At 63.3% G+C, this 16496-nt stretch carries 19 protein-coding genes; 4 read left to right on the forward strand and 15 right to left on the reverse strand.

Features of this window, described 5'->3' with window-relative positions; translation table 11 throughout:
• Positions 1–1108 precede the first annotated feature (1108 nt).
• Together Q2941_RS02685 and Q2941_RS02690 are read right to left on the reverse strand one after the other, a co-directional pair.
• Positions 1109–1525: a VOC family protein gene (locus Q2941_RS02685; protein ID WP_458191580.1), complete on the reverse strand. Its 417-nt coding sequence runs from the start codon at positions 1523–1525 to the stop codon at positions 1109–1111.
• Between the two features lie 189 nt (positions 1526–1714).
• Positions 1715–2821: an OmpA family protein gene (locus Q2941_RS02690; RefSeq protein WP_458191581.1), complete on the reverse strand. Its 1107-nt coding sequence runs from the start codon at positions 2819–2821 to the stop codon at positions 1715–1717.
• Between the two features lie 548 nt (positions 2822–3369).
• Between Q2941_RS02690 and Q2941_RS02695 the strand changes: the two genes are divergently transcribed.
• Entirely contained in the window at positions 3370–3831 is a 462-nt protein-coding gene (locus Q2941_RS02695) for a hypothetical protein (protein ID WP_458191582.1), read from the forward strand.
• A 231-nt stretch (positions 3832–4062) separates the two neighbouring features.
• Here the strand turns inward: Q2941_RS02695 and Q2941_RS02700 are convergent, their stop codons facing one another.
• The 3 genes from Q2941_RS02700 to Q2941_RS02710 form a co-directional block, all read right to left on the reverse strand.
• Entirely contained in the window at positions 4063–4356 is a 294-nt protein-coding gene (locus tag Q2941_RS02700) for a hypothetical protein (RefSeq protein ID WP_027523959.1), read from the reverse strand.
• Between the two features lie 402 nt (positions 4357–4758).
• Positions 4759–5487 (reverse strand): SDR family oxidoreductase, encoded by a 729-nt coding sequence (locus Q2941_RS02705; RefSeq protein WP_458191583.1) that lies wholly within the window; start codon positions 5485–5487, stop codon positions 4759–4761.
• Between the two features lie 54 nt (positions 5488–5541).
• The gene (locus Q2941_RS02710; RefSeq protein ID WP_254109812.1) at positions 5542–6228 is read right to left on the reverse strand and encodes a DNA-3-methyladenine glycosylase I; all 687 of its coding nucleotides are present in this window, start codon (positions 6226–6228) and stop codon (positions 5542–5544) included.
• A gap of 159 nt (positions 6229–6387) precedes the next feature.
• On the opposite strand from Q2941_RS02710, the gene Q2941_RS02715 reads away from it, so the two are divergent.
• On the forward strand, positions 6388–7215 hold the full coding sequence (locus tag Q2941_RS02715; RefSeq protein WP_458191584.1) for a metallophosphoesterase family protein: 828 nt from the start codon (positions 6388–6390) through the stop codon (positions 7213–7215).
• On the opposite strand, the gene Q2941_RS02720 is transcribed toward Q2941_RS02715, so the two are convergent.
• From Q2941_RS02720 to Q2941_RS02735, 4 genes are all read right to left on the reverse strand, one after another.
• Entirely contained in the window at positions 7154–7639 is a 486-nt protein-coding gene (locus Q2941_RS02720; RefSeq protein ID WP_458191585.1) for a cyclic nucleotide-binding domain-containing protein, read from the reverse strand. The two genes, Q2941_RS02715 and Q2941_RS02720, sit on opposite strands and share 62 nt — an antisense overlap.
• Before the next feature lie 109 nt (positions 7640–7748).
• The gene (locus Q2941_RS02725; RefSeq protein WP_027523954.1) at positions 7749–8480 is read right to left on the reverse strand and encodes a di-trans,poly-cis-decaprenylcistransferase; all 732 of its coding nucleotides are present in this window, start codon (positions 8478–8480) and stop codon (positions 7749–7751) included.
• A gap of 30 nt (positions 8481–8510) precedes the next feature.
• Positions 8511–8885, reverse strand: coding sequence for a transcriptional regulator (locus Q2941_RS02730; protein ID WP_254101172.1), 375 nt, complete (start codon positions 8883–8885; stop codon positions 8511–8513).
• The gene (locus tag Q2941_RS02735; protein WP_027523952.1) at positions 8872–9489 is read right to left on the reverse strand and encodes a hypothetical protein; all 618 of its coding nucleotides are present in this window, start codon (positions 9487–9489) and stop codon (positions 8872–8874) included. Before Q2941_RS02735 ends, Q2941_RS02730 begins: the two co-directional genes overlap by 14 nt.
• 199 nt (positions 9490–9688) lie before the next feature.
• Here Q2941_RS02735 and Q2941_RS02740 point away from each other — a divergent pair, with 199 nt between their 5' ends.
• Positions 9689–10930: a S1C family serine protease gene (locus Q2941_RS02740; protein WP_458191586.1), complete on the forward strand. Its 1242-nt coding sequence runs from the start codon at positions 9689–9691 to the stop codon at positions 10928–10930.
• Between the two features lie 148 nt (positions 10931–11078).
• On the opposite strand, the gene Q2941_RS02745 is transcribed toward Q2941_RS02740, so the two are convergent.
• The 4 genes from Q2941_RS02745 to Q2941_RS02760 form a co-directional block, all read right to left on the reverse strand.
• On the reverse strand, positions 11079–11816 hold the full coding sequence (locus Q2941_RS02745; protein ID WP_458191587.1) for a DUF899 domain-containing protein: 738 nt from the start codon (positions 11814–11816) through the stop codon (positions 11079–11081).
• 15 nt (positions 11817–11831) lie between these two features.
• The gene (locus Q2941_RS02750) at positions 11832–12293 is read right to left on the reverse strand and encodes an SRPBCC family protein (RefSeq protein ID WP_156944395.1); all 462 of its coding nucleotides are present in this window, start codon (positions 12291–12293) and stop codon (positions 11832–11834) included.
• Positions 12176–12622, reverse strand: coding sequence for an ArsR/SmtB family transcription factor (locus tag Q2941_RS02755; RefSeq protein ID WP_254109808.1), 447 nt, complete (start codon positions 12620–12622; stop codon positions 12176–12178). Before Q2941_RS02755 ends, Q2941_RS02750 begins: the two co-directional genes overlap by 118 nt.
• Before the next feature lie 170 nt (positions 12623–12792).
• A complete protein-coding gene (locus Q2941_RS02760; RefSeq protein WP_458191588.1) occupies positions 12793–13767 on the reverse strand; it encodes a Bug family tripartite tricarboxylate transporter substrate binding protein in 975 nt (324 codons plus the stop codon).
• Between the two features lie 103 nt (positions 13768–13870).
• On the opposite strand from Q2941_RS02760, the gene Q2941_RS02765 reads away from it, so the two are divergent.
• A complete protein-coding gene (locus tag Q2941_RS02765) occupies positions 13871–14281 on the forward strand; it encodes a VOC family protein (protein WP_458191589.1) in 411 nt (136 codons plus the stop codon).
• A 7-nt stretch (positions 14282–14288) separates the two neighbouring features.
• On the opposite strand, the gene Q2941_RS02770 is transcribed toward Q2941_RS02765, so the two are convergent.
• Complete coding sequence (locus tag Q2941_RS02770) at positions 14289–15614, reverse strand: DUF2330 domain-containing protein (RefSeq protein ID WP_458191590.1); 1326 nt, start codon at positions 15612–15614, stop codon at positions 14289–14291.
• 2 nt (positions 15615–15616) lie between these two features.
• On the reverse strand, positions 15617–16459 hold the full coding sequence (locus tag Q2941_RS02775) for an RnfABCDGE type electron transport complex subunit D (protein ID WP_458191591.1): 843 nt from the start codon (positions 16457–16459) through the stop codon (positions 15617–15619).
• Positions 16460–16496: the final 37 nt, after the last annotated feature.

Consider the following 16496-nt stretch of genomic DNA (forward strand, 5'->3'; position numbering starts at 1 on the left):
ATCAACAGCCGTGCCACCGTCGAGCGCACGGACGGCGAGAAAGAGCAGCGGTTCGGCCGATGTCCCGAGTAGAGAGTATTGCAGCCCCAGCAAACCCAGCGGCGACAAGGCAAACGCCACAATGGCAAGCATGTGCGAAACCAGCCATGCCCCAGACCCAAAGGCCGCGGCGCGCCCAGCAACGAACTCTCGTCGGAGAACGGGCGAAGTGCCGGGTAGATCACGAACAGGACCCCGGAGACGACAAGAGCGCCGGCGCCGACGCGCATACGGCTTGCAAACATCGCTTCCTCTAAGGCGTTTACATGAGGATGACCTCGCGGCAACGGCGAAGTCAGGATGGCTTTTGGCAAATCGGGATGGTTCATCATAGCGCCACGGCGAAGCAGTAGTGCCCATCTTCATCGGCCGTGGCGCGCCAGCAAGCTGGCCCACCTCCATCGGGCAGCGCAAAGCTTCGCTCAATGCTTCCTCGGCTCGAACACCACGATCACGCCGGCCGACTCCGACTCTTGCGCCCTGAGGTTTCCCCTACCGGGTGCGGACCACACGGCTACGGGGTCATCCGACTAGCTGCAGCCCTTTATCAAGGCCGTGCCGGTACTTTGCGCATATGTCGCGCTATGGCTGACGCGAGCAGACGGTGTCTGCCTCAGAGCGGGCAAGCTGTGCCCGGCGCCGGCACGCACCCCTGACCAGGAACAATCGGATGTGGCGCTGGAAGCGGCGGCCACGGATGGACCGGCACCGGATCGACAGGGATATGTGGCGGCCACCACGGCATCGGAGGAGGCCCGACGTGCACGGGGGGTAGCGGACCGATGATGATCGGCAAAGCGGGGTTCGCGGCGTCAGTGTCGGCATGCGCGACGCCGACCAACGCGCTCACAACAAGGAATGAAAGACAGAACGTGCGGAAATTCATTGTCGTCGGCTCCTGCTTAGACGCACGGCCAATACGATCGTGCCAGGCAAGAATCCCAGTGCGCATCCCCAACGCCAAGCCGGACATGAGAGTTAGAGATAAATGACTAGTCCCAAACAACTAGCCGCTCACCGGCGGGGCATTCACAACGCGCTGCAGCAAACCGCCTCTTGGCGGCGGCAGCTAAGGGCTGGTCTCGCAGCCGTGCATCGAGTTGGGCTGGATCAGGTCCCAGCGGTTGCCACAGAGATCCTCGAAAACCGCGACGACGCCATACGCCTCATGCCGCGGCTTCTCAACGAACCGCACACCGGCTGTGATCATGCGCGCATGATCGCGATCGAAATCATCCGTCTCCAGGAACAGGAAGACTCGGCCCCCGGTCTGGTCACCAATGCGCGCGACCTGGGCCGGACCGTTTGCCCGCGCCAATAGCAGGCCGGAGCCGGCGCCGCCCGGTGGGCGGACGACCACCCAACGCTTGCCGCCGCCGAGCGGCGTGTCCTCGCAGAGCTCGAAATCAAGGGCACCGGTGAAGAAGGCGATCGCTTCGTCATAGTCCGCGACTATGAGGCTGACGAGGGAAAGATGCCGATTCATCGCTCATACCAAACCAAATGCGACAAGCTGGCCGTCACGTCGCGAGGGTGTCGCAACCTTACCAACAGCAGCGCGTGGCGGGCTGCCGTATCATCGCGCCACGGCGAAACAGTGCCCATCTTCATCCGCAGCGGCGCGCCAATCAGAATATTCGCGCGACCTCCTGGATCAGTAGCAGCTTGGATCCCGTCAACGCTGGCACCCCTTGCGCGCGAGCTCGACGCGCCGATTCTTCGCGCGTCCCTCGTCGCTGTCGTTGGAAGCGACCGGCCGGCTTTTGCCATAGCCCTGCGCGCTTACCCGAGACGTTTCAGTGCCGTGCGCGACCAGCCATTGCATGACGGCCTGCGCCCGGGCCCCCGACAGCTTCAAATTGTAATCGTCACTGCCGACATTGTCGGTATGTCCCTGCAGCTCGATCATCAGCTTTGGCTGGCCCTTGAGCGTGGCCAGCACCTGGCTGAGCACCGGCTCGGATTCCTCGCGCAGAGTCGCCTTGTTGAAATCGAAATGCACGCCGTAAAGCGGCACATGGCAGTCCTTGTCCAGACGCGCGGCGAGATCGTCCGCGCCGGCATCCGCCACAGCCACGCTGATTTCACCGGCGCCGATATGCATGGAGACCCAGATGTCTCGGCCTCCCTGTGCGTAATGCGCAAGCAGAATTCCGTCTGACTGGGAGAGGCCCTGGCTTTCAAATGGAATCTGCCAGCCGGCTTTGGTTAGCGCTTCACGGTAGACCGTAATGAATTGCAGCACCGACACGCTCGCAGGATAGCGATAGCTCTTGATGACCTGTCCGGTTCCCGCCAGCACTCTCTCCTGGTCCTTCTGCGGCACGGTGACATCAAGCGGCGAAGGATCCTGGCTGGTGCCTCCAAGCGTCGTCCCGGGGAAGTGCGCAAGATAAGGAAAGTCATCCTTGTCGCCGGCCTTTTCCGGCGTGGCGCCCGGAGGGCGCAGGGTCAGAGCGACCTTCGAGCCGCCCACCTCGACGATATCGATCTGTATCTCGTCGAAATCATTGGCAACACCCACCGTCGCCCAAACTTCCGCTCCGCCCTGAGAACTCTTGAGCGTCGCGCCAGTTTCCCACTCGCGCACGATCTGCCAGCCGGCCTTGAGCCAATAGGGCTTGATCTCCTGCCACGTCTTGTTGCTGTCATCGGGCTTCGGTCGAGGAATCATGTGCAAAATGCTCTGATAGTGCTTGCCCTGCTGCACGATCCGTTGATCGAAGCCTTCCGCATTCTTTTCGATCAGAAACTCCGCCTGGCCAAAATCCTCGACGTCCACATTGCGGTCGGTATTCTTGAAGACCACACCTGGCGGCAACTGAACGGACGCGGGAAGGCCCTTGAGCGCCCAGGCCGGTGTCGAAGCAACGAGAGCAAGAATGGCGATTGTCAAATGCAGCGGGGATTTCACGCGTAGTCCTTTAACTATTTCAATTTGGCCCTCGTCTCACAACGAGACGTGCCTAAAAAGGAGACATGACGAAACGACCAAGCTTGAAATCCGATGGCCGCAGGGCGCGAACGGTTTCATGTGCTCGACTACACGTCAAGAGCAAGCCGCCGATGGTGGTGATCGGTGAAGCAACTACAGGGGTAACCCGACCACCCGGCGGATCGCGCAGCAGGCTGCTGCATCATGGCGCCACGGAGAACAAGCAGTGCCCATCTTCATCGGCTGCGGCGCGCCACTAACTGATTGCCGCTGCGGTTGGTCCACATCCGTTCATGCGTCGCCGATGACGCGAAAAAAATCGATACATAGAAGGTGTTTTAAGGGTAACACCTAGCTCGTGCTTTCCTGCATGGAGGTCGTGCGAGATGAGACTAATGCGCCGCATCTTTGTCGCGACCGTCCTCGCATCCAGTACGCTTTCCGCTCCAGCATTTGGGGACGACGCCAAGGGCGCCTTGAAGGAATTCGGCCTTTTGGGAACATGGTCACCGGATTGCAGCAAAGCAATTTCTGATCAGAAGGGTTCCAGGGTATCTTTTGCTGCACCTGGCGAAGGAAGTGCAACAGCGACAGTCCAGGAGACTAAAGGCGAGGCGTTCGTTACTACGGTCCATGAAGTTCTTGAATCGACAATGATTGATAGCAAGAAAATCAGGGTCGCCCTGCGCCCCGTTACAATCACCAGATCGGACGGCAAGGCAGCCTCTCAACACGAATATGACAGCGTGCGTCTTGTCTTTCAAAAGATTGGCGAGCGGATCGAAATCATTCGTGTTCAATTTGAAGGCCTGCCAGAAATCGAACAGGCAAATCTTTTTGAGAGATGCCTGAATTGAGACGTCAATTGAGACATCCGCTCGTCCCAGCCATTGTCCTTGGCAAGCTTCCGCATGCAATGTCCGACGCTGCCGGCGTCGAGTAGCGCGTTGTCGTGGGCGAGCGACGGCTCGGTCGCCGGTTAGCGAGCGGCATCAATGGCACATCTGGGGTCCAGTCGTCATCCGATCGTCATCGGCCGCGGCGCGCCCATCAGCGCGCCGACGGCCGTCGCGCTTGCGCGAAATCCTTCAATGCTTGCTCGGCTCGAACACCACGATCACGCCGGTCGGCTCCGGCTCGTGCGCCCGGAGGCTGGTCAGCTCCGGATCGCTCCAGTCGGCAAGACTGACGACTTCGCCGGTCCGGCTCTCCATCTCGGAGGAATCGGTGGGCTCCAGCACTTTCAGTCCGCTCTCGTCGACGAAAAACGTATGGTCTCCGAACAGGCTGTTGAGCTGAGGCACGGCCGGGTGTCCGTCGGGAAGCACCTGGGCGTCCAACTGTCTCATGGTCTCTTTGACCTGGATGGGATTCAGCTTCATGAGCCGCTCCATTTCGCGCTTGTCTGTTGTCCCCGGCGTAACCGTGGCGGACTTTGTTCCAGCACTGGCCGCCCCGGCCTAGACTTCCGAACAGATCGCGCGCGCAATTGTTCCCCCGCGCCACCATGTCCGAGGCGATCGGTTGCGTGTGCCGTGCTCGTGGCATGATTGGGGCGACATCGAGATGGCGGCTCAACGTAGTCGACACGCTGCGGCGGTTGCCCGCAGGACGCGTCTGGAGATCAGGACGCGTCTAAAGCGCGATGAGATTAGGGAGAATCGTCATCGCGCTTTAGGTTGTTGTTTGAGCATGATCTCCGCGCAAACGCGTTCCGCGTTTGTCGCGAGGGAAAACCGCTTCGCACTTTGCGCTAACGCGGCCCTTCGGGTCCGGATCATGCTCTAGAGATCGAAATTGGTCGGCAGCATGACCACGTCGCGAATGGTCATGCCACGCGGCCGCGTCAGCATGAACATCACCACATCCGCGACTTCACCGGCCTCGAGCAGGCTTCCGGAGTCCCTCGCTTCCTTCAGCTTGTCCGGCGGCCAGTCCGCGAGCAGCGCGGTGATGACGGGACCGGGCGAAATCGATCCGACGCGGATGCCGTGCTTGAACACCTGGCGCCGCACCGTCTGCACGAAGCAGTTGATCGCCCATTTGGACGACGCATAAACCGGCTCCCACGGCGTCGGAAAATGGGCCGCCAGCGAGCTCGTGATGATGATGTCGCCGGTCCGGCGTTCGATCATGTGAGGCAGCACGTCGTGGACATTCTTCATCACGACGTTGACGTTCAGGTTCAGCATCCGGTCGATCGCGCCGCTGTCGGCATCGACGAGGTCGCCGCCAATATACGTGCCCGCATTGGCGTGCAGGATATCGAGCTGACCAGCCTTCTCCAGAACGCGCGGCAGCAGTGTGGCGCAGTCCTTCGGATTGAGCAGGTCGATGACGAGCGGGATCGCGGCGTCGCCGTGCCTGTTGCAAACCGCCTTCAGGGCTGCGTCGTCGCGGTCGACCAGCACCACGCGCGCGCCCGCAGCCAGCATCGCCTCGGAGCTCGCAAGGCCAATGCCCGACGCAGCCCCGGTCACGACGGCAACCTTGCCTTCCAGATCTTTTGCCATGGACGCTTCTCCCTGTTGGGCGCTTCGTCCGCGCCTGCCGTGGCGTGGCGGCCGTCACTCCCCGCGGTTTTCTCCCACCGACAACGCGCAGATGCGCGAGAGGTGCGCATAGGGCAAGCCCGTCTCCTTGGCCCAGGCGTTGAACTGCGCCTGCACTTTGGCGAGATCGCCCTTCGATTTCACCTCCTCGGCAATATCGAGGCCGGCATCGCGCAGGCACGCGACGACGTCCCGGGAGGTGACGAAGCCGTCCCAGCCGACGAAGCGCAGCAGCATCTGGCCGGTGTTGCCCCCCAGCCTGCTGCCACGCTTTGCAAGCAGATCGAGCAGCCCGACCTCATCAGAAGCCGGCCATTTCGCCAGGAACTTGCCGAAGCTGCCGTGCTCTTTTGCAATCTCCTGCACGAAGGCGGCATTCTCGCGCACCGACATAATCTTTGCGCCGTTGCGCACGATGCGGGCGTCGCGCATCAGGCCTTCCCAGTAGTCCTCGGGCTGGAAACTCAGCTTGGCCGGCTGGAAGCGCAGGAAGGCCTGCTCAAAGCCGTCCCATTTCTGGTCGATCACGCTCCAGGCAAAGCCCGCGCAAAACACCCGCTTCGTCATCTCCGCGAGGATGCGATCGTCAGATAGTTTGGCGAGCGCCTTTGCATCGGGCTTTGCCGGCAGCAGCTTCTCGAGCTGTTTGGGCCCACCCTTGCGCTTCTCGGCGCGGGCGCGAATGGTTTTGAACGAGGTCATGCGATCACCTGCGATGAGGCCGCGTTACGACATCAGACTTCGCCGGGAAGGTCCAGCCCTTGCCAATTTGCCGCGGCCGCGGGCTGGCCGCGCTGGTCTGCTTCTTGCTTTTCCGATACGGAATTCCCGCGCCTTATTTCCTGACCTGACGGATTTTCGATGCGCTGCCTGGTCGTCGCCGACCTGCATTACTCGCTGCCGCAGCTCGACTGGCTCGTCAGCGCGGCGCCGCAGTTCGACCTCGTGATCTTCGCAGGCGATGCGCTGGACATCTCCTCACAGGTGGATTTTCGCGCGCAGATCGTGGTGGTGAAAAAATACCTCGCGACGCTGGTGCGCCAGACGCGCGTCATCCTGTGCTCGGGCAATCATGACCTCGACGAGCGCAGCGCCGAGGGCGAGAAAATCTCGCGCTGGATCGCTGACGTGCGCGAGCTCGGCATTGCCTGCGACGGCGACGACTTGAGGATCGGCGACACGCTGTTCACGGTCTGCCCGTGGTGGGACGGGCCGCTGGCCAAGGCACGCATCGCCGAGCAACTGCGCGAGGCCGCCGCAAGACGACCGCGGCGCTGGATCTGGGCGCATCACGCGCCGCCGGCGAATTCGCCGACGAGCTGGGGCGGCAAGCGCTTCTTCGGTGACGTCGATCTCGTGCAATGGATCGCGCAGTACCAGCCGGCGATGGTGATCTCGGGCCATGTGCACCAATCGCCCTTCATCACCGAAGGCTCGTGGTACGACCGGCTCGGCACCACCTGGGTATTCAATGCAGGCCTCCAGCACGGCCGGCCGCCGACCCACATCGTGCTCGATCTCGACGCGGGCAAGGCCTTTTGGCTCGCGGCGGGCGAAGCCCAATGGATCGATCTCGATGCGCCTTTGCGGCGGCCTGCGGCAGCAATCACGCAGCCGCCCGACTGGCTCATATTCTTGGATCGGATTGCCGATCCGAGCCTGGCGAAACCTCCTGCGGCGGCAGATTGATCATGCTTTGCAGGACGTCGCCGACCATCGCCAGATGGTTGCCCTGGCCGGCATATTGCCGCTTGAGATCGGCAAGATAGGTGTTGGCGACATTGAGCCGCTGCGCCAGCAGGCGCGCAAGCAGAAGCGCGACCTCCGGCTTCTGGATCAGGAACGAGGCGGCATCGTCGAACTCGTAGATGACGGAATCGACGCAAGCACGTACCGTCGCGGTATGGGGTTGCTGGAGCAGCACCGACATCTCGCCGAACACGGCGCCGGGCTCGGCGATGGTCGCAACCACGGTGCCGCCCTTGATCACCTCGAGCTTGCCTTCCATCAGCACGTAGAGGTGCCCGGAGGCGCCGCCCTCGGTGAGGATCAAGGTTCCGGCTGGCACCTGCCGCTGCGTTCCGCCAGTGCAATAGTCAAGGACTGCGCGCATATCGATATCCCCATCTCCGGGAGACTAGGCACCGGCACGTCCGGCGTCGAAGGGATAAAAGCGGCGAAGCTGCTCAACTTTTCGGCATCGGCCGCCATGCCGCATCGCGTCAAATGCTCGGCGCGGGCTCCAGCGGCAGGGACTGCAAGCCGCCGAAGCGGCGTTCCCTGCGATGGAAGGAGGCAAGCGCCTCGGCGAGATCGCCGGCATCGAATTCGGGCCACATCCGCTCGGTGAAATGCAGCTCGGCATAGGCGCCCTCCCACAACAGGAAGTCCGACAGCCGCTTTTCGCCAGACGTGCGGATGATGAGATCGACGTCGCGCAAGGATGCTTCGCCGGTGACGAGCTGCGAGAAGGCCTCGCGGGTCAGGCTCGTCAGCGCGGCCGCCTTCGCGGCGGCGTTGAGGATGGCGTCGCGCGCCGAATAGTCGACGGCGATGCGCAAATGCAGAGTCTTGCCGCGGGCGGTCGCGCGCTCCGCACCTGCAATCGCCGCGGCGATGCCCTCGGGCAGGCGGTCGCGGCGGCCGATAACGGAGAGCCGCACGCCGTTCTTGACCAGGCTCTGTACCTCGTTGGCGAGATAGAAGCGGAGCAGCGTCATCAGCGCTGCGACCTCGGCCTTGGGCCGGCGCCAGTTGTCGGTCGAGAACGCATAGAGCGTCAACGTGCCGATGCCTTGCTTCGGTGCCGCTTCGACGATGCGCCTGATCGTCTCAACGCCGGCCTCGTGGCCGCGGACGCGCGACAGGCCGCGCCGTGTCGCCCATCTTCCGTTGCCGTCCATGATGATGCCGACGTGAAGCTTTTCGTTTGCCTGCGTGACGTCACTTTGCATCGCAAAGTCTCCGGTCAAAAAAGGGGGTGATCAGGTCGAGATGATGCCGAGGCGGCCGAGCGGCGGCGCCTCGCGGCCGGCGGCCTTGGCGGCATCGCGCACCAGGCGTTCGAGCACTGTGAGATAATCGAGGAAGCGGCGGCGGCCGGCCTTGGTCAGCCGGCAGGTGGTGTGGGGGCGGTTGCCTTCGTAGCCCTTGGTCACGTCGACGAGGCCGGCCTCCTGCAACACGGCGAGATGCCGGCTGAGATTGCCGTCGGTCAGGCCGCAAAGCTGTTTGAGATCGGCGAAGGCAAGACCCTTCGGATGCGCCATCAGCGAGGTCAAAAGGCCAAGCCTCGCCTTCTCGTGGATGACGCGGTCGAGGCCTTCGTAGGAGAAGGGCGCGCTTTCAGTCTTCGACATCATTGTCTCCAGACGCAACATAGAGAATCCCGGCCATCACGGACTGCCCGATCACGAAGGGTAGCCCCATGGTCCAGGGCGAAAGCGTGTGGGTCTGGCTCGCCAGCACAACGACCGCGAATCCCGACACGAAATACCAGGCGCCCGCCAGCGCCACGCTGCGCGGCAGCGAGCGGACGGAAGCGAAAATGCCGAGCGACACCAGGATCTGCCACAAGCCCGGCAACAACCAGAGCGTCTCGGCCGAGAACTTCCACAACACCACCGCAAGCAGCACGCCGGCGACACCGGCCGGCAGGAACTGCTCGATCGCCTGGTAGATCATGACATCGGCAAGACCGGAGTGATGACGGCGCGAGCGCGCGCGCATCTCGATCCAGATGATGGCGCCGGAGAGCGCCGCCGCAAGACCCCAGCCGAGGAAGAACGCGAGCGGCTCGGTGGTCGGGTCGTCGATGAAGAGATATTGCAGGATGGCGGTGATCAGTGCGAGCGCTCCGGTTGCGACCATCGTCGCGGGACCGTAGCCGCGAAAGGCGGTGCCGGCTGCGATCTGGCTGCGGATCGCCACGATATCCGCCAGCGCCTTGTCGAGATCGCGCATCTGCAACGTCGAGCCTCGTTCCACCCTCGCACCCACGGGTGCGAGCCTTACTTTGTGATGCAAAGTATACCGTGTCGCAAAGTAAATGCAAGGGCGCCGCCGTCCGGCCGGGCGACGGCCGGCGCCGGACAACTGCCGGTTGCGCCTGGCCGGATCGGACAGGTAAGATGCGGCCCAAGGGCGTTCCGGGGGCTTTGCGATGCTGAAGTGGGCTGTTGCGTGCGTGTTGCACGTTCTTCTTGTCGGGTTTGCCAATGCCGCGGGGCCGTTCGGGTCCGTCAATATCGGCAATTGGGTCGGCGGCGCGTTCAGCAATGATGAGTCCGGCGCGTTCTCGCATTGCGCAGCAACGGCGCCCTATGCCAACGGCGTCATTCTCGTCGTCGCCCAGAATGCAGCGGGCTCGTGGCTGCTGAGCTTCGCCAGTCCCGGCTACAAATTCAACAAGGGCGAGAACGCAGCGATCGACGTGATCTTCGACGGCCAGGAGCAAGCGCGCGTGTTTGCCACAGCCAATCGATCCGACATGCTCACCGCGATCATGCCGCCGAATGTCGTGCGGTCGTTTCAGAAGGCGAGCCTGATGGTCGCGACGGCCGGCCACACCGTCCTGCAATTCCAGTTGACGTCGAGCGGGCCCGTGATCGCGGCGCTGGCCAACTGCGTCACCAAGGTAAAGGCCGACGGACTCAGCAAGGCCGGCGATTTCACCAAGGTCGCGGCGAAGCCGGCGGCGGGAGAGAAACCAGCCGCGCCGCCCGCCGCCAAGCCGGGCAAGACCGGAACCTACAGCGGCACGGGCTTTGTGGTCAGCGCCAGCGGGCACATTGTCACCAACAATCATGTCATCGACGGCTGCGTCGGGGATATCAAGGGCAATCTCACCGGCGAAGCGACGATGGTGCTGCGCGTCGTGTCGCGCGATGCGATCAACGATCTGGCGCTGCTCCAGGCGCCCGCGACAGCCACGTTCAAGGACTTTGCCAGGATCCGCGATCGTTCAATTCGTTCCGGCGATTCCGTAGTGGCGATCGGCTTTCCCTATCATGGCCTCCTGACCTCCGACTTCACGGTCACGACGGGAATCGTGAGCTCGCTCAGCGGCATTCTCAACGACACCCGTCACCTCCAGATCAGCGCGGCCGTCCAGCCGGGCAACAGCGGCGGCCCGCTGTTCGACACGTCCGGCCAGCTGGTCGGCGTCGTCGTGGCGAAGCTCGATGCCAGGACAGTGATCAAGGCGACCGGGACGATCCCCGAGAACATCAACTTCGCGATCAAGACCGGGGCGGTGCGCGACTTCCTCGACAATTCCGTGGTGCCATACCAGACCGCCGAGCCGAAAGGCGAGCTCAAGACCACCGACATCGCCGGCAACGCACGCGCCTATACGACGCTGATCTCGTGCACGGGCACGGAGCAGGCCGACGCGAAGCGGTAGGTTGCGCGTATTCAGGACGACCCGTTCAACTCAGGAGCCGCAGGGTGGGCAAAGCGAAGCGTGCCCACCTCTTTTCTCGCAATCTCGGAGAGATGGTGGGCACGGCGCTTCGCGCCATTACCCACCCTACGGCAGCGCCGTCCGGGATCTAGCTATGGCAGCACCCCGCCTTCGCCGCTTCTGGCTGATACTGGTCGCGCAGGCGCACCCAGTCCATCGGATAGGGCAGGCCTTCCTCGTGACGGCCGAGCGGGGTGAGATCGAGGTACTGGTAGGCCGCGTTCATCATGTCGAGACCGCGGGCAAAGCACGAGTAGGTGTGGAAGACGGCACCTGATTCGTCGCGGAAGAACACGCTGATGCCGGGCAGCTCGGGACCGTAGAACGGCGTGGTACCGAAATTGTATTTCGGCTCGCCTTTCTCGATCTCTTCGCGCGTGAACGTCACGCCAAAGTCATGGTTGAAGTCGTTGCCGCCCGAGGACACCCAGTCGAAGGTCCAGCCCATGCGCTGCTTGAACGCCTCGAGCTTGGCGACCGGCGCGAGCGAGATCGCGACCATGGTGGTGTCGCGCGCGGCAAGATGCGGCACCATGCGCTCAAAACCATCGGCCCAGAACGAGCAGCTCTTGCAGGCCGCCTCCCAGTCGGGTGCGAACATCACATGCTGCATGACGAGCTGCGGACGTCCCGTGAACAGGTCGGCGAGCGTCACCTTGCCGTTCAGGCCGTCGAATACGTACTCCTTGTCGATCTTGACCCAGGGAAGCCGGCGACGCTCCTCAGCGAGGCGCTCGCGCGCCTGCGAAAGCTCCTTCTCACGCGCCAGATGGGCCTTGCGCGCCGTGATCCACTCTTGGCGGGAAACGATCTGATGTTGCTGCATGATGAACTCCGCTGATCAGGCGACGAAGGCATCGAGCTTGTCGAAGAACGAGCTCCAGCCGCGCTGATGGTTGTCGCGTGCGGTTTCGTCGAAGAACTGGGCATGGTGGAAGATCATCAGCGTGCCGCCGTTGTCGGGCTTGAACGAGATGGTGACGAGCGACTCGCGTTCCGGCGTCGAGTGCCAGGCCCAGGAGAACACCAGCCGCTCGTTCGGCACGACCTCGCGGTAGATGCCGCCGGCCTCGAAATATTCGCCATCGTCGCGGGTGAAGCTGATCCGGTAGCGGCCGCCGGTGCGGACGTCGAGGTCGGCCTGCGCCGTCGCGGGCTTCATGTTCGGCGGGCCGAACCACTGCGCTAGCTGCTCGGCCTGCGTCCACGCGGCGTAGACCCTTTCCGGCCTCGCGCGGAAGCGGCGCGTGAGGGTGAGGCTTGGGCGCTCATCGGCGCGGGCGGCTGCTTGGTTGATGGCCATGGGTCGTCCTCCACAAAAGCTGCAAGGCGATCGAAATTGTCGGACCAGAAGCGTGCGTAGCGATTGAGCCAGTCCATCGCCTGCTCCATCGGCTTGGCGGTGAGCCGGCAGGCGACCGTGCGCCCGGTCTTCTCCCGCACGATCAGGCCTGCATCCGACAACACCTCGAGATGCTTCATGATCGCGGGCAGCGAGATCGAAAACGGCGCGGCCAGCTCGCTCACCGACAGGCTGTCCTCCTCGCCGAGCCGCGCCAGCAGCGCACGCCGCGTCGGATCGGACAGCGCCGCAAAGGTTCGGTCCAGCGTCTCGTCTTGATACTTAACCATATGGTTTAGTATAAGCGAAAGCGCGAGGACGTCAAGCCGGACCGCGCGCACACTCCTCCGCACGAGTGCGTGATCGCGCGCAGGCTCGGGAACCTGTTCCGGACCGCACATTAAAAAGCCCCGCCTCGCGGCGGGGCTTCGTCAGCGTCGTGATGCGCTAGCCGAGATCGCTAGTCGACCTTCAGGCCGGCGAACTCAACGACCTTCTTCCACTTTTCGGTCTCGGCCTTGATCATGTCGCCGAACCCGTCCGGCGTCTGCACGAGCGGCTCGCCGCCGAGCTCAACCAGGCGCTTGGTCATGTCGGGCTCCTTCATGATGGCGCTGATCTCGCCGTTGAGCTTCGCGATGATCTCCTTCGGCGTGTTTTTCGGCGCGCCCATGCCGAACAGCGCGCTCGCCTCGTAGTTCGGAACGGTTTCCGCGATCGCCTGCACGTCGGGCAATTGCGAGGATCTGTCGGCGGTGGTGACGCCGAGCGCGCGAAGCGAGCCGGAGCGGATGTGCTGGATGATCGAGGGCATGTTGTCGAAGATCACCTGCACCTGACCGCCCAGCATGTCGGTGATCGCGGGCGCTGCGCCGCGATAGGGCACGTGCTGCATCTTGCAGCCGGTCATCGCCATGAACATCTCGCCGGACAGATGCACCGAGGTGCCGTTGCCGGAGGAGGCCATGTTCACCTTGCCGGGATTGGCCTTCACATACTCGATGAACTCGGCGACGTTCTTCGCCGGCACGTCCTTGTTCACGGTCATCACGTTCGGCACGCGCTGGAACGAGGCGACCGGCGCGATGTCGCGCACGAAGTTGAACTTGAGATTGGCGTAGAGCGAGGCGTTGATGTAGTTGGCCGGGTTGACCAGCAGCAGCGTGTAGCCGTCGGGCTCGGCATTGACGACGGACTCGGTGCCGATGTTGTTGCCGGCGCCGGGCTTGTTCTCGATCACGAACTGCTGGCCGAACTTTTCGGACAGCCGCTGGCCGATCAGCCGCGCCAGGATGTCGGTGGCGCCTCCCGGCGGATAGCCGACGACCCATTTCACCGGCCGCGCCGGATACTCCGCCGCAAAGGCCCTTGAGAACGGCGCGGTTGCAAGCGGACTGGCGGCGAGCAGGCGCAGCGCGGTGCGGCGTGTGATCATCTGAAGTCGTCTCCCGGTTTGTTGTTCTTGAAGGCAGCGCGTTGTAACAAAGCGCGCCAGCGACGAGAAGTGCGCTAGCTGCATCGCGACGAAAGGATAAGGCATGTCCGTCAAGGTCCAGGCCCTCGATCACCTCGTCATCAACGTCGCAGATGTCGCAACTACCGCCGAGTGGTACCGCAAAATCCTCGGCATGGAAGTGAGGGTGTTCGATCCGGGCGGCGGCAAAGCGCCGCGGACCTCGCTTCAGTTCGGCAACCAGAAGATCAACGTCCGGCCGCGCGATGCCGACAGGGTGGAGTGGTTCACCGCGAACCACGCGACTGCCGGCAGCGAGGATCTGTGCTTCCTCACCACGGCCACGCCCGATGAGGTGGTGGCGCATCTGACGGCGCATGGCGTCGCGATCGAGGAAGGCCCGGTGGAGAAGCAAGGCTCCCGCGGCACGCTGCGCTCGGTCTATTGCCGCGATCCGGACGGGAGCCTGATCGAGATCTCCTCGTACGAGGGTTGAGCCGGCCTCACTTGCCCTCGAGTGGCTGCCCGGTCTTCTCCATCTGCGCCGCGACCTGGCCATGGGGCCAGCCCGTGATGCTCTCGAGGTTCTTGGCCTGCGCGGCAAAACGCTCGGGCAGCTGCTTGCGGTAGGCCTCCGCCGCCGCGCAGGCGGCACTGCCGCGCCAGGGATGGTTCATCACGTAGCGGCCCTGGAAGTTGGTCCGGTCTGCGGTCTCGAGAAAGGCGATATCTTCCGGAAAGGTCGCCGCGTCGTAGCGGACATGCAGCCGCGTCACATAGGCGTTCGAACCTCTTGGCGCCCGGTACGGCACGTCGGCGTCGCTGTCGAGCCAGCGCGCGCCCATCTCGACCAGCTCCTTGCTGCTCAGCGGATCGGCGGCACAGGGATCGCACCAGCCCATATCCCAGGCGTATTCGACGAACACCGCCTTCATCCCTTCCTTGGCGACAGCCTTGTCGAACACCGCCTTGTAGAACGGACCGAACTGATCCTTGACGTAGAGCGGCACGTCGATGTCCGAGGGAATTTTAACGTTGCGATAATTGGCGCTCTCGACGCGACCCTTCTTGGTCAGCGCGTAGATGATGAGGTCCTGCGGCCCCCTGGCATTGACCGTGCCGAGCCGCAGCGGGACCATGAATTTTGCGCTCTGGTAGCGGACCTGCAGCGGACGCAGATAGCCGTTGCCGATGCCTTTCATCCGCTCGACATTGACCTTGGCGACGAAGAACCGCATGCCCTGCTTGATGTAGCTGCCGAGCACGGCCTCCGCGCCGTCGGGAATCCGGTACTTGTTGTCGACGAGCCATTCGACCAGGCCCGTGCTCTCCTTCGCGGACAGGATCAGCACGTCGTATTCGCCGACATCGTAGCTGGCCTCGATGGTGACGCCTTTGGCGCGCCTGCGCATGGTGTATTCGGCTGACAGCATCGGGTCCGCGCTCGCCACCGCCGGCCTCAACATCATCACCGGCGGATTGCAAGGATCGGGGTCGTGATACTCGACCAGACGCGGGGCGGTGTAGCGATCGAGATGATCGACCGTCTTCGGATCGACCACGCCGATCTGCTTGCGCTCGATGAAGGTCGGCACGGGAATGACGACGGCAAATTCCTTGACGTCGCCCTCATAGTCGCTCGCCATGGTGATGGCGGTCTGGTCGCCGTCGCGGGCCAGGATGACCTTGGACGATTGGTTGAACAACTTGGCGTCGGCCTGTGCAACGTAGAAGCCGCAGAAGGCTTGCGCCGGACCGCTCGCGAGCTGGGCCAGGATGGCCAGTGCGGCCACCGAACCTTTCAGCGACTGCTTGGTCTTGCGGCTCATCATCAGGCTCCTTGAGGGGACTGTTTCCAGCGGAATTGCGCTGCGGGGATCAGGTGGTCGAGCAGGATGGTCGCCGGCGAGAGCGCGATGAGCGCGATATAGAGCGCCGGCCGCATCTGCATGAAGAAGGCGAGATAATGCGCCGACGCCGCCACGGCGAACGCGAACAGGAAGCGGCCTAGCATCGAATCCGGGGACGTGCGTGGATCCGAGATCATGAAGAAGGTGAAGATCAGGAGCGAGCCGCTCTGCAATTGATGCAACGGGATCGCCAGGGGATCGCCGAGCCAGAACGCGCGTACCAGCAGCAAGGCTGCGTGGCTTGCGAAAAAGAAGACGGCGATGTCGGCGCGGCGCGAGGCGCTCAGCACCAGGATGGCGAAGAAGCCGGTCAACACCGCGAACCAGATCTCCGTGCCCCATTGTCCCGGCGAGATCCAGATATGGCTGGAGGCCGTCAGCAGCAGCACGACGATGGCCAATCCCGCCGGGTTGAAAACATGCTTGCCGTTGAGACGGATCACGAACTTCGAGCCGATCGCAATGATTGCGGCGACCGCATGCAGCCAGACCGCATCGGCACGCAGCAGCAGGCTCAACGACAAGCCGGTGATCAACGGCGAACGGAGATCGAGATCCGGCAGGCCGGCGAGCCTCGCGCATACCAGCTGGGTCAGCACCGCACCGCCGATCGCAGCGAGCGTCGGCAGCGGCCGCGCCCCAAAATCGACCAGGACGAAATTGACGGCGAGCAGCGACGCCAGTGCCGCGATCTGAAAGTAGCGCGGGTCGGGACTGCGCGACAGCCAGCCGCCCCTTCCGTCCTGCAACGCCGACTTGTTCATCACCGCTCCTGCCTCCGGAGCGGGAAGGTTCCCGCAA

This window comes from Bradyrhizobium sp. UFLA05-153 (assembly GCF_054185185.1).